A 12,212-nucleotide genomic window follows, 5' to 3' on the forward strand; every position below is an offset into this window, starting at 1 on the left:
CGCCTGCACGTAAGGCGCCAAGAGACGAGAAATGAGACAACCCGGAGACGAGCACGCAACGTGACCGCGGCGAGGGGAGGTGAGGCACCTGCAGGCGTACACGGTCGAGGAAGTCGCGGAGATCCTGCACGTCGGTCGTGACAAGGTCTACTACCTACTCAGGACGGGCCAACTCCGCAGCCTCAAGATCGGCAAGCTGCGCCGCATTACCGATCAGCATTTGGCCGCGCTGATCGAGGCGCTCGAAGAAGGCAATACCACACCGTAGTGCATCGCAATGCACCGTGGTACAGTCCGCGACAGGAAGGGAAGCATGGTCACGGAGAACTACAGCATGCGCCTCGACGCCGAGCGTCGCCGCAAGCTCCAGAGCATCGCCACCAAGCAGGATCGAGACCTCGCCTACATCATCAGGAAGGCAATCGATGAGTACATCGAGCGCCACGGCGACGAGTAACCACCAATCCCAACAAGCCCTGGTCACCACGACCCCGGTGGTACGCCTCGACCGCAGGCCAGGGCGCGCACGACGAACGTCGAGCACCGGAGAGGAGGGATCAAATGAAGATCATGATCGGACAGTACGAAGCGTCCCTCTACGAGGAGAACGGAGGCTGGACAGGCGCCATCTCGCTCGGCTTCCGACCGGACGGCAAACGTAACCGGCCCAAGCGAAAGGGCAAGCACAAGACCGAGGTCAAGAGGAAGCTCAAGCAACTGGTCGCAGATCTGGAGAAGGGGATCGAGACCGATGACAAGTACACGGTCGCCGCATGCGTGGACGACTTCTTAGCGAAGGGTCTCAAGGGAAAATCCGAGAACACGCACAAGGTGTACCGCTCGCTCGCGAAGAACCACATCACTCCCAAGATCGGCCGGATCAAGCTCAAGGAGCTGACGGCCGATCACGTCGATGACTGGCTGGGGGAGATGGCGAGGGAGCGATCGACCGAGACCGTCCGCCGGAGTCACAATCTGCTGACGCGATCCATTCGCATGGCGGCGCGCCGCGACAAGGTCGGCCGGAACGTCTCCGAGCTGGTCGATGCGCCGGATGGCTGCGTTGGCCGGCCGAGCAAGAGCCTCACGCTGCGGCAGGCGGCGAAGCTCATCGAGACCGCTCAACGGCATGACGCACCATGGCGGCTCGGCGCCTACGTGGTGCTGTGCCTGATGTCCGGCATCCGTACCGAGGAGGCCCGCGCGCTTACGTGGACCGACGTGGACCTCGACAAGGCCGTCGTCTACGTCCTGCGCGCCGAGAGACACGGAGGTGACACCAAGACGCGTACCTCACGTCGCGGTCTGGCGATCGCGAAGCAGGCAGTGACCGCTCTGTCCGCTCACAAGGCGCGGCAGGCGGTGGAGCGTCTCGCCGCAAGCGAGATGTGGCACGAGCGCGATCTCGTCTTCTGCCAGGAAGACGGGTCGGGACTGAGTGCCGACCAAGTCTGCAACGAGTTCCAGAAGATCACCAAGGCCGCCGGCCTCGGCGATCAATGGGTCCCACGCGAGCTACGGCACACCTTCGTGTCGCTGCTGAGCGATCACGGCGTCACGATCGACAAGATCGCCGACCTCGTCGGGCACGCCGGAACCCACACCACCGAGACCGTCTATCGACACCGGCTCAAGCCCGTCATCACGGGTGGAGCCGAGGTCATGGACACTATCTTCAAGACGAAGTCCGCCTGACTGGCTCCCCATTCGGCTCCCTTGATCTAGCGAAGCCCACCGAAGCCGCGCCTGAGCAGGCACGGCGGGAACGGCTGCCATTACCTCCCCCGTAATCGTCGTCGTTCCAGGCGGGGGATAGCTTCGGGGGTCATGGCCACCGCGACAAGGACACGGCCCGTCGGGGATCTGCTGCGTGACTGGCGGCGGCGCCGGCGGCTCAGTCAGCTCGAGCTCTCCAACGAGGCCGGGATCTCCACCCGTCATCTCAGTTTTCTCGAGACCGGGCGGTCCCGGCCCAGCCGGGACATGGTGTTGCGGCTCACCGAGCGGCTCGACGTCCCCCTCCGCGAGCGGAACGCGTTGCTCATGGCCGCCGGGTTCGCGCCCGTCTACCAGGAGCGGCCGATCGACGCGCCCGAGATGCGGCCCGCGCGGGAGGCGCTCAACAAGGTGCTCGACGGGCACGAGCCCTACCCCGCGCTCGTCGTCGACCGGCGGTGGAACCTTCTGCTGGCCAACGAGGCGGCGATGCTCTTCCTCGAAGGCGTTCCCGAGGAGCTCGTACGGCCGCCGGTCAACGTTCACCGGCTCGCGCTGCATCCCCTCGGGCTCGCCGCCCGGGTGGTCAACCTGAGCGAGGTGCGGGCGCATCTCGTCGGGCGGATGGCCCGGCAGGTCGCGCTGTCCGGCGACGAGGAGCTCCGGGCCCTGCACGAGGAGACGCGGGCGTACGGGGGCGAGGACGACCACGTGCACGAACCCTCGCACGACATCGTGCTGCCCACGCGGATGAGGTACGGCGACCAGGTGCTCAGCTTCTTCAGCACCGTGACGACGTTCGGCACGGCGGCGGACGTGACGCTCGCGGAGATGGCCATCGAGGCGTTCTTCCCTGCCGACGACGCCACGGCGGACTATCTCCGCGGGCGAGCGCGGAAGAGCTAACGGTCGTCGAGACGGTCGTAGTGGATGCGGGCGGCCAGGACGCCGAGGTCGTGGAGGACCGTGACCGTGCTCTCGACCATCTCCGGCGGGCCGGCGACGTAGACGTCGTGCTCCGACCAGTCCTGGAAACGGCCGAGGACCTCCGGCAACAGGCCGTGCTCACCGTCGAAGTCCGATGAAGACGCCACGACCGGCACCACCCGCAGCCCCGGAGCGCGGTCCTCCAGCGCCCGCAGGTCCGCCAGGTCGTACAGCTCCGAAGGGGTGCGCGCGCCGAACAGCAGGTGGATCTCGCGATCCGGATCCCTGGCGATCGCCTCCTCCACCAGCGCCTTCAGCGGAGCGAGGCCGGTGCCGCCCGCGACGCAGAGGATGGCGCGGTCGGCGTCGGGGTCGAGGGTCATCGTGCCGGCCGCGTGGCCGAGCAGCAGCGTGTCGCCGACCTTGACGTGCCGGACCAGCGTGCCGCTCACCCACCCCGCCGGCACGGCGCGTACGTGGAAGCGGAGCAGGCCGTCCTCGCGCGGGGCGTTGGCGACGGAGTAGGGCCGCCACGTCCACGGCCAGCGCGCGACCTGGATGGTGATGTACTGGCCCGCGGTGTAGGGGAGGGGGCGGTCCGGCCGTACGGTCAGCGCCGCGAGGTCGGGGGCGTGCAGCTCGTGGCCGACGACCTCGCCGGTCCACCACGGCGGTTGCGAGGCCGCGCTCTCCTCGGCGGCGTCGATCATCATGGTGGCCGCGGTGGTGTACGCGACGCGCCAGGCCGACTCCATCTCCGCCGTCCAGGCGTCGCCGGCGAATTTGCGGAGAGTCGCGAGAAGAGCGCGTCCCATCGCGTCGTAGTGCTCGCGGCCGACGCCGAACTTGCGGTGGTCGCGGCCGAGCCGGGACAGGAACGCCGAGAGCGTGTCCGGGCTGTCGAGGCTCCAGACGATCTTCCGGAGGGCGTGGAACAAACGTTCACGCTGCCGATCCATCGCCGGAGGGAAGAACGTGCGGAGGCGGGGGTTCTCCGCGAATAAGCGGCCATAGAAATAGCCGGATATTTCCTCTGATCGAGGCTCGAAGAGGGCGAAGCTCTCTTTGATAACCCGGGGATTCAGCGATTTCATCAATCCCCCCACTGTCGGTTCGATGATCGCGGTCACGCTCCCCCTGCCTATGAGTTTCGCATCTCACCAGCGAAAACATCAACCTCTTGTGGCGGTCTGGCCGGGTCGTGTACGAAGAGTAATCGGGATAGGATTATGTGTAACCGGAGAGTAATTGTCGAAGCGCTGCAAATACCGATCGGTATGAAATCTTCTCCGAAGCTCCGCTGATATCCTCCACGGGAGGCGGATAGAAGAAATACCAACGAGTTTGAAGGATCATCTACTCCGGCGCCCGTTGCGGCCCGGAGTCGGGGGGAGTGGCCGGAGGGGGCCACGCGGTCTGGAGACTGGGGCTTGGGGGTGAAGGGCCCGAAAAGCGCGACTATGCGCAATGATGATCGGACGCGAACCGGACGCCCGGCGGGTGCGGCGTCAAGGAGGGGGCTCTGGCATGGCAGGGGCGACGTACACCGCGGGTCCCCCGCTCATCGGCATCACGGCAAGCCTCGAACCGGCCCGCTGGGGCGACTGGGTACGCGAGGCCGCGCTGCTTCCGGTGCCGTATCAGCGGGCACTCGAACGGGCACGTGCCGTGCCGGTGATGCTGCCGCCGTCGGTCCGGGCCACGGTGCCCATCCTCGTCGAGCGGCTCGACGGGCTGATCTTCTCCGGCGGCGGAGACCTCGACGCCTCGCTGTACGGCGAGGAGCCGCACGAGGAGACCACGTCGCCGCAGCCGCAGCGCGACCGCTTCGAGCTCGCCCTCCTGCGCGCGGCGATCGACGCGGACCTGCCCTTCCTCGCCATCGGCCGGGGCATGCAGGCGCTCAACGTCATCCGCGAGGGCAGCCTGGTCCAGCACCTGCCCGACATCGTCGGCGGGCACGCCCACCAGCCGTCGCCGGGCCGGTTCGGCCGTCACTCCGTCCAGATCAGCGTCGCCAGTGTGGTCGGCAAGACCCTCGGCGACCACGCGGAGGTCGCGAGCGGCCACCACCAGGCGGTCAAGCGCCTCGGCAAGGGGCTTTCCACGGTGGCGTGGGCCGACGACCAGGTCATCGAGGCGATCGAGCTGCAGGGACACCGGTTCGGCATCGGCGTGCAGTGGCACCCCGAAGAGGCCGACGACCCGCGTCTCGTCGAGGCCCTGGTCGCCGAGGCGCGCGGCTGACCGCCGCGCCGTACCCCCTGGGATAAGGTCGGCGCGAGCCGAGTCTGGAGGTCGCTCCGCACATGCCTCTGCATCCGCAGGCCGTCGCGTTCCTGAAGCTCATGGACACCGGCGCGGCGCCGGCCGAACCCGACGTCGAAGCCATGCGCGCCGGCACGCGCGCGAACCCGTACCGCGGCGTCGGCCCGGACCTGGCCGAGACCGAGGACGGCGCCGTCGGCGACGTCCCGATCCGGATCTACCGCCCCGAGAGCGGCACGCTGCCCGCGCTCGTCTACTTCCACGGCGGCGGCTGGGCGATCGGCGACCTGGACACCGCCGACCCGATGTGCCGGCGGCTCGCGGCCGAGGCCGGCTGCGCCGTCGTCAGCGTGGGCTACCGCCTCGCCCCCGAGGACCCCTTCCCGGCCGCGGTCGAGGACGCGTACGCGGTGACCGCCGACGTCGCGGGGAACACCGGCCGGTACGGCGTCCGGCCCGGCGCGGTGGCGGTGGCCGGTGACAGCGCGGGCGGCAACCTGGCGGCGGTGACCGCGCTCCGCGCCCGCGACGAGGGTCTCCCGCTCGCCCACCAGCTACTGATGTGCCCGAACACCGACTCGGCGCTCGACTCGGCCAGCTTCGCCGAGTTCGGCGAGGGGTACGGCCTGAGCGCCGCGACGATGGCCTGGTTCTTCGGGCACTACATCGGCTACGCCGACCGTTTCGACCCGCGCGTCGCGCCGCTGCGGGCCGCCGACCTGTCCGGGCTGCCGCCCGCGACCGTGCTCACGGCGGAGTACGACATCCTCCGCGACGAGGGTGAGGAGTACGCGCGCGCCCTCGAGGCCGCCGGGGTGCCGGTCGAGCTGCGCCGCCACGACGGCATGATCCACAACTTCGTGACGTCTCCGGAGGTGTTCGACGACGCCGTCACCGCACGCGAGTGGGCGGCGAGCCGGCTCCGGCAGGCCTTCGACAGGGAGCAGCGATGACCTACGCGTCGTACGAGCGGCTGAAGATCGACTGGGCCGCCGAGGGCGTGCTCCGGGTGACCATCAGCGCCCCGGGCCGGCTCAACGCCGTCGACGCGACCGGCCACCGCGAACTCGCCGGGATCTGGCGCGACGCGGACGCCGACGACGACGTGCGCGCGATCCTCATCCGCGGCGAGGGCACCGCGTTCTCGGCCGGCGGCGACCTCGACATGATCGAGGAGATGATGGCCGACTACGACGTGCGCTCCCGCGTCCTGCGTGAGGCGCGCGACATCGTCTACAACGTCATCAACTGCTCCAAACCGGTGGTCAGCGCGATCCAGGGCCCCGCCGTCGGCGCGGGCCTGGCCGTGGCCCTGCTCGCCGACATCTCGGTCGCCGGCCGTACCGCGAAGATCATCGACGGCCACACGCGGCTGGGCGTCGCCGCCGGCGACCACGCCGCGATCGTCTGGCCGCTGCTGTGCGGCCTGGCCAAGGCGAAGTACCACCTCCTGCTGTGCGAGCCGCTGTCCGGCGAGGAGGCCGAGCGGATCGGCCTGGTCAGCGTTTGCGTCGACGACGACGAGGTGCACGACAAGGCTCTGGAGATCGCCGGCCGGCTCGCGGGGGGAGCGACCCAGGCGATCGGCTTCACGAAGCTGGCGCTCAACAACTGGCTCCGTTCGGCCGGACCGGCGTTCGACGCGTCCCTCGCGATGGAGTTCTTCGGCTTCGCCGGTCCCGATCTGCGTGAGGGCGTCCGTGCGCTGCGCGAGAAGCGCCCTCCGTCCTTCTGACCGCCCGGCCGTCAGCTGAACCGGTCGCGCAGCGCGCTCAGGCCGGTGGCGAAGATGCCGCGGGAGAAGGTCTTGGTCAGCCGGGCCTCGTCCTCGGCGTCCGCGTCGTAGGTGGCCGTCCACTCCGCGAACGCGTACCCCGTGTCCGTCACCGGCGTCACGCGCATCGTCGCCTCGTACGCCCGGACCGGGAACGGGCTCTCCAGGATCTCGTACGTGTACGAGCGGGCCGTGTCGTCCAGGATCAGCAGGCGCTCGACGAAGAGCTCGCCGCCCGGGCCGGTCAGGCGGCGTACGGCGCCGACCTGGTCGCCCGCCCCGCCCTTCAGCTCGGCGCTCGCGATGCCCGGATGCCAGTCGGCGATGCTTCCGAAGTCGCGGATCGCCTCCCACACGCGGTCGGCGGAGACGGGAAGGACGGCGCTGGCGTACGGCTTGGGCATGGCACTCTCCTGATGTGTTTATCTGGATGAGTTCCCCGCCGGCCGGAAGGACACGCGCTGATGCTGCTCGGAGACATCGCCCACCGGTGCGGGACGCTCTGGCCCTCCCGCACCGCCTTCGTCTGGTCGGGACGGCGCCGCACGTACGGTGAGCTGGCCCGCCGCGTCGAGCGCCTGAGTTCGGTGTTCGCCGCGGCGGGGGTCCGTACGGGCAGCAGGGTCGCTCTGCTGAGCGCGAACACCCCCGAGGCGATCGAGACGGCCTTCGCCGCGTCGCGGCTCGGCGCCTGTGTGGTGCCGCTCAACACCCGCCTCGCGCCGGCGGAGATCCGTTTCCAGATCGAGGACTCCGGCGCCGCGTACGCCGTCGTGCACCCCGCCCTCGAACCTCTCGCGCGCGAGTCCGGGCTCCTCGCGCTCACGCACTGGATGATCGGCGAGGAGACGCGTCCCGGCGTCGCGGCCGGCGCCGAGGGGCCGCGGCCGGGAGCGGACACCCCGATCATCCAGCTGTACACCTCGGGCACCACGGGACGGCCGAAGGGCTGCCTGCTCACCAACCGCGGGTGGGTGGCCGCGACCGTCAACGCCGTGCAGGGTCTCGGCGTCACCGGGGAGGACCGGCTGCTCGCGACGCTGCCGCTGTTCCACGTCGCGGGGTACGGCATGGTCCTCGCGCACCTGGCGATGGGCGGGACGGTCGTGTTCCCTGCCGGCGCCGGGCCGGACGAGGCGTGGTCGCTCATCGCCGAGCACGGCGTCACCGTCGCGATCTTCCCGACGGGCACACGCCGGGCGCTGCGGCATCCGTCGGCGCGGCCGCTGCGCCTGGTGTACGGGATGGCCGGCACCGAGCGCGCCGAGACGCTGCGCATCCTCGCCGAGCTGGGCTGCGACTACCGCGGCGTGTACGGCTCGACCGAGGCGGGCAACTTCGTGGCCGTCTCGACCCTGGCCGAGGAGCTCGAACGGCCCGGCACCGTCGGCCGCCCCCTGCCCGCCTTCGACATCGCGATCGAGGCGTCGCCGGGGGAGCCGGGCGAGCTGCTCGTACGCGGGCCGTCGATGATGGCGGGGTACGCGAACCTGCCCGGCGAGGGGCTCCGCGACGGGTGGCTGCACACCGGCGACGTCATGCGCCGCGACGACGACGGCTACCTCTACTTCGTCGACCGCGCCAAGGACATGATCAAGACGGGCGGCGAGAACGTCTACTCCGCCGAGGTCGAGCGGGTCCTGCTCACCCATCCGGGCGTCGGCGACGCGGCGGTCTTCGGCGTACCCGACCGGCGCTGGGGCGAGGCGGTGAAGGCGCTGGTGGTCACGCGCGCGCCGGTCGGTCCCGAGGAGCTGGACGCGTACTGCCGCGACCGCCTCGGCGCCTTCAAACGGCCGCGCTGGTACGAGTTCGCCGCCGCGATCCCGCGCAACCACTCCGGCAAGATCCTCAAGCGGGACCTCCGGGAGGCGCACGACCCGGACGTGGCCGTACGCCTGCCGGAGAGCCGCTGAGTCAGTACGACTTGGGCAGTCCCAGCTCGTGCTGGGCGATGTGCGCCAGGACGAGTTCCTCGGCGACCGGGATGTTCTTGCCGATGCGGGCGTCGCGGAACAGCCGGGCGACCGGGTACTCCAGGGAGTAGGCCATGCCGCCGTGCGCCTGGAACATGCGGTCCGCCGCCTGCCAGGCAGCCTCGGCGGCGGTGAGCTTGGCGATGTTGGCCTCCGAGCCGCAGGGCCGCTGCCGGTCCCACAGCCACGCCGCCTTGTAGACCATCAGCCGCGCGAGCTCCACCTGCGCCTTGACCTGCGCGAGCGGGAACGCGACCGCCTGGTTGGCGCCGATCGGCCGGCCGAACGGCGCGCGCTCCCTGGCGTAGTCGACCGCCACCTTGAGGGACAGCTCGCCGCAGCCGACGGCGCCGGCCGCCGCGATGATCCGCTCGGGGTTGAGGATGTCCCACAGCACCGCGAAGCCCTCGTCGACCGTGCCGATGACGTTCGCCGCCGGCACGCGCACCTCGTCGAGGAAGACCATGTTCGAGGCGACGGTGTTCGTGCCGAGCTTCGGGATGGGCCGGTAGGTCAGCGTGCCCTTGGCGACGGCCTCCTCGATGTCGACGAGCAGGATCGTGAAGCCGTTGACGCGCGGCCGGGCCTCGGCCGCCGGGATCGTACGGCTGACGAGCACCATGTGCCGGGCGCGCTCGACCCCGGAGATCCAGATCTTCTGCCCGGTGACCACGAAGTCGTCGCCCTCGCGCCGGGCCATCGTGGTGATGTTGATCGCGTTGCTGCCGGCGTCCGGCTCGGTGATCGCGAAACAGGTCTCCGACCGCCCGGCGGCCAGCGCGGGCAGCAGCGCGCGTCTCTGCTCGTCGGTGCCGTGACGGCCGATGGTCAGCGCGCCGAAGGCGGGGGTGAGCAGGTAGACGAAGGAGGAGGCTCCGCCCGCGCCGGATGCGGCGAGCGTCTCGGCGGCCACCGCGAGCTCGAGCAGCCCCTGCCCTCCGCCGCCGTACTCCTCGGGCACGGCCAGGCCGAGCCAGCCGCCGTCGGCGAGCTCGCGCCAGACCTCCTCGGGCCAGCGCTTGTCCGCGTCACAGCGGTCCCAGTAGTCCAGCCCGTGGCGCGCGCCGATCGCGGCGACCCCGTCCCGTACGGCGACGGCGCTCTCCGGCAGGTCGAAATCCACCCGAACCTCCTTCGGTTCTTGTTCCGACCACAGTAGCGATCCGGCTGGACACCTCGTAGTGCTATGCCTAGCATTACGAGGTATGCGACGAGAACAACTGAAGGGGCATCTCGACCTGCTCCTGCTGTCCGTGCTGACCGGCGGGCCGGCGCACGGCTACGCGATCATCGGCGCGCTGCGCGACCGCAGCGACGGCGCCTTCGACCTGCCGGAGGGCACGATCTACCCGGCGCTGCACCGGCTGGAGTCGAGCGGGCTGCTGCGCAGCTACTGGGCCGAGGAGTCCGGCCGCCGCCGCCGGCTGTACGAGCCGACCGCGGCGGGCGCCACGGCGCTGACCGGGATGCGCGAGGAGTGGCGGGCGTTCTCACGCGGCGTGCAGGCGGTGCTGGCATGAGCGACATCGACCGTTACCTCGACCGGCTGCTCGCCGAGCTGCGCGGCTCGCCGGCGGACGTACGGCGCGTGCTCACCGAGGCGGAGGAGCATCTGCGCGAAGCGGCGCGCGACGGCGTGGAGGAGGGGCTGACCGAGGAGGAGGCGCAGCGCCGGGCGGTCGAGCGGTTCGGTCCGCCGCGCGTGGTGGCGCGCCGTTTCGACGGCGTCCTACGGTCCGGAGAGGTCGTCCGCGCGCTCGCGTGGGCACTGGCGCCCCTCGCCGCCGTCGGGCTGATCGCCGTCGGTGTCAGCGGGGTGATCTCGGAGGTGCTGGGACGGCTCTTCGGACCGGCCTTCGTCTCCGGCGACCTGCCGTGGGTGCGTTACACGCCGCAGCGGTGCGCGGAGCTGCGGGGACTGTTCCCCGGTCACGACTGCCTGGAGGCCGCGACCCTGGACCACTGGGGCGAGGTGGTGTGGTTCCGCGTCGCGGCCGGGGCGCTGGGCCTGCTGATCCTCGGCGCGTACGCGCTGGTCCGGCGGCGTGCGAAGCCGCCCGCCCTCGTCCTGCGGCCGGGTCTGGTGCCGGCCGCCGGCGCCGCGGTGTACGGACTCGCCGCAATGGTCCTGGCGTTGCAGGGAGCCGACGCGGCCGCGCTCGGCGGGACGCGCGGAGGCGGCGGGCAGTGGTGGAGCGCGGGGATCGTCGCGCTGGCCGCCGCGGTCGCCTACCTGCGGTCGGCGTCCCGGGTGGTGTTTTCGCGATCTACAACGTAAAGGCGGTCAGCCGGTGCGGTCGCCGAGGTAGCGCGAGACCAGGCGGGCGAGCCGGGCGGCGACGATCTCGGGTGGGTCCATCGGCAGGACGGTGTGGCTCATCGTCAGCCGTACGACGGCGTCGGCGAGTTCGGTCACCTCGGCCGGGTCGAGCCCGGGCCACTGGCGCAGCGTGTGCGCGATGATGCGCTGTTTGGCCGCGAACAGCACCGGTTCGGCGCGCGTGGTCATGAGCGGCAGCAGGTCCTCGCTGCCGGAGCCGGTCAGGATCGCCTTCTTCAGCGGGTCGTCGGCCGCCGTGCTGAGGGTGTAGGTCACGGCGGCGGCGACCGCCGAGTAGAGGTCCTCGTGCCGGGTCAGCGCCTCGTCCACCGCGTCGAGGTAGCGGTCGTTCTCCCGCAGGGTCAGCGCCTGCGCCAGCCGCCACTTGTCGCCGAACTCGTTGTAGACGGTCTGCCGCGAGACCCCGACCGCGTCCGCGACGTCCTGCATGCGCACCCGCCGGAACCCCCGCTCGATGATGAGCGCACCGGCGGCGTCGAGCAGGTCGTCGCGGAGTGTTCGGCGCTGCTGCATGCCCCCAGGATTTCAGACCCCCGCCCCGGCGAACATTCCTGTCATCCGGAGCGGCAGGTGAGGCGTCTTTCTGATGGGACACGAAACAGGGGGGCGTCATGAAGGTATGGCCACCGGGCAAGCATCGCCGAACGACGCTGAGCGGCCTGATGAGACGCCGGCCGCACGCTCCGGCCGTACGCGCCGCCGAGCTCGCCAACTGGGTGCTGCACGACGAGAAACTGCTGGTGGAGACGAGGTTCGGGGGGAACGCCGAGCTGTACGGCGCCTGGCGTGACCGCCTGTGGACGGAGATGCACGACAGGATGCACCGTCCGGATCAGGCGCGGACATACACCGAAGACGAGGAATATGTCGTGATGACGGCCTTCGACGGCAACTGGGCGCAGTACCGTGTCTGCCGTGATCGTCTCCGCGAGGAGCTCTGGCAGATCATGAAGGTCACCAAAGGCCGCTGAACCAGCGCCCCACGGACGCCGCGCGGCCGGGTCATCCCCCCGATCCCGGTCGCGCGGCCTTTCATTCGACGCACCGCCGCGAAATATGATCGGCGCCGTATTGCGCGAGGCGCGCTAGAGGGGGATGTTGCCGTGCGCGCCCCTGGCAGGGGTGGCCTCGGCGATGGCTTGTGCGATGGCGCGGCGGGTTTTGGCGGGGTCGATGATTTCGTCGATGACGCCGAGGTCGTGGGCGCGTT

The 12,212-nt window shown here is 70.4% G+C and carries 15 protein-coding genes; 11 read left to right on the forward strand and 4 right to left on the reverse strand.

What is annotated here, in order from left to right; all coding sequences use genetic code 11:
* Positions 1-79: 79 nt before the first annotated feature.
* From QWU11_RS24960 to QWU11_RS24975, 4 genes are all read left to right on the forward strand, one after another.
* Entirely contained in the window at positions 80-268 is a 189-nt protein-coding gene (locus QWU11_RS24960) for a helix-turn-helix domain-containing protein (protein WP_290116823.1), read from the forward strand.
* 45 nt (positions 269-313) lie between these two features.
* Positions 314-457 (forward strand): hypothetical protein, encoded by a 144-nt coding sequence (locus QWU11_RS24965; protein WP_290116824.1) that lies wholly within the window; start codon positions 314-316, stop codon positions 455-457.
* Between the two features lie 104 nt (positions 458-561).
* Positions 562-1,695: a tyrosine-type recombinase/integrase gene (locus QWU11_RS24970; RefSeq protein ID WP_290116825.1), complete on the forward strand. Its 1,134-nt coding sequence runs from the start codon at positions 562-564 to the stop codon at positions 1,693-1,695.
* Between the two features lie 132 nt (positions 1,696-1,827).
* Positions 1,828-2,622, forward strand: coding sequence for a helix-turn-helix transcriptional regulator (locus QWU11_RS24975; protein WP_290116826.1), 795 nt, complete (start codon positions 1,828-1,830; stop codon positions 2,620-2,622).
* On the opposite strand, the gene QWU11_RS24980 is transcribed toward QWU11_RS24975, so the two are convergent.
* The gene (locus tag QWU11_RS24980; RefSeq protein WP_290116842.1) at positions 2,619-3,737 is read right to left on the reverse strand and encodes a globin domain-containing protein; all 1,119 of its coding nucleotides are present in this window, start codon (positions 3,735-3,737) and stop codon (positions 2,619-2,621) included. The genes QWU11_RS24975 and QWU11_RS24980 overlap by 4 nt on opposite strands.
* 433 nt (positions 3,738-4,170) lie before the next feature.
* Between QWU11_RS24980 and QWU11_RS24985 the strand changes: the two genes are divergently transcribed.
* The 3 genes from QWU11_RS24985 (at position 4,171) to QWU11_RS24995 (ending at position 6,646) form a co-directional block, all read left to right on the forward strand.
* On the forward strand, positions 4,171-4,890 hold the full coding sequence (locus QWU11_RS24985; protein WP_290116827.1) for a gamma-glutamyl-gamma-aminobutyrate hydrolase family protein: 720 nt from the start codon (positions 4,171-4,173) through the stop codon (positions 4,888-4,890).
* 62 nt (positions 4,891-4,952) lie between these two features.
* Entirely contained in the window at positions 4,953-5,864 is a 912-nt protein-coding gene (locus tag QWU11_RS24990; RefSeq protein WP_290116828.1) for an alpha/beta hydrolase, read from the forward strand.
* Positions 5,861-6,646 carry an enoyl-CoA hydratase/isomerase family protein gene (locus QWU11_RS24995; RefSeq protein ID WP_290116829.1) on the forward strand — a complete coding sequence of 262 codons (786 nt, stop codon included), beginning with the start codon at positions 5,861-5,863 and terminating at the stop codon, positions 6,644-6,646. Before QWU11_RS24990 ends, QWU11_RS24995 begins: the two co-directional genes overlap by 4 nt.
* A gap of 11 nt (positions 6,647-6,657) precedes the next feature.
* Here the strand turns inward: QWU11_RS24995 and QWU11_RS25000 are convergent, their stop codons facing one another.
* Positions 6,658-7,089: an SRPBCC family protein gene (locus tag QWU11_RS25000; protein ID WP_290116830.1), complete on the reverse strand. Its 432-nt coding sequence runs from the start codon at positions 7,087-7,089 to the stop codon at positions 6,658-6,660.
* Between the two features lie 60 nt (positions 7,090-7,149).
* On the opposite strand from QWU11_RS25000, the gene QWU11_RS25005 reads away from it, so the two are divergent.
* Positions 7,150-8,601 (forward strand): AMP-binding protein, encoded by a 1,452-nt coding sequence (locus QWU11_RS25005; protein ID WP_290116831.1) that lies wholly within the window; start codon positions 7,150-7,152, stop codon positions 8,599-8,601.
* A gap of 1 nt (position 8,602) precedes the next feature.
* Here QWU11_RS25005 and QWU11_RS25010 read toward each other — a convergent pair whose 3' ends face one another.
* Positions 8,603-9,784, reverse strand: coding sequence for an acyl-CoA dehydrogenase family protein (locus QWU11_RS25010; protein ID WP_290116832.1), 1,182 nt, complete (start codon positions 9,782-9,784; stop codon positions 8,603-8,605).
* Between the two features lie 82 nt (positions 9,785-9,866).
* Between QWU11_RS25010 and QWU11_RS25015 the strand changes: the two genes are divergently transcribed.
* Positions 9,867-10,181 carry a helix-turn-helix transcriptional regulator gene (locus QWU11_RS25015; RefSeq protein ID WP_290116833.1) on the forward strand — a complete coding sequence of 105 codons (315 nt, stop codon included), beginning with the start codon at positions 9,867-9,869 and terminating at the stop codon, positions 10,179-10,181.
* Positions 10,178-10,939 (forward strand): permease prefix domain 1-containing protein, encoded by a 762-nt coding sequence (locus QWU11_RS25020; RefSeq protein ID WP_290116834.1) that lies wholly within the window; start codon positions 10,178-10,180, stop codon positions 10,937-10,939. The genes QWU11_RS25015 and QWU11_RS25020 overlap by 4 nt, the downstream gene beginning before the upstream one ends.
* A 6-nt stretch (positions 10,940-10,945) precedes the next feature.
* On the opposite strand, the gene QWU11_RS25025 is transcribed toward QWU11_RS25020, so the two are convergent.
* Entirely contained in the window at positions 10,946-11,515 is a 570-nt protein-coding gene (locus QWU11_RS25025; RefSeq protein WP_290116835.1) for a TetR family transcriptional regulator, read from the reverse strand.
* A gap of 98 nt (positions 11,516-11,613) precedes the next feature.
* Here QWU11_RS25025 and QWU11_RS25030 point away from each other — a divergent pair, with 98 nt between their 5' ends.
* Positions 11,614-11,973, forward strand: coding sequence for a hypothetical protein (locus tag QWU11_RS25030; RefSeq protein ID WP_290116836.1), 360 nt, complete (start codon positions 11,614-11,616; stop codon positions 11,971-11,973).
* Positions 11,974-12,212 lie beyond the last annotated feature (239 nt).

The sequence above is a fragment of the Actinomadura sp. DC4 genome (assembly GCF_030406325.1).
In the GTDB taxonomy this organism is placed as follows: domain Bacteria; phylum Actinomycetota; class Actinomycetes; order Streptosporangiales; family Streptosporangiaceae; genus Actinoallomurus.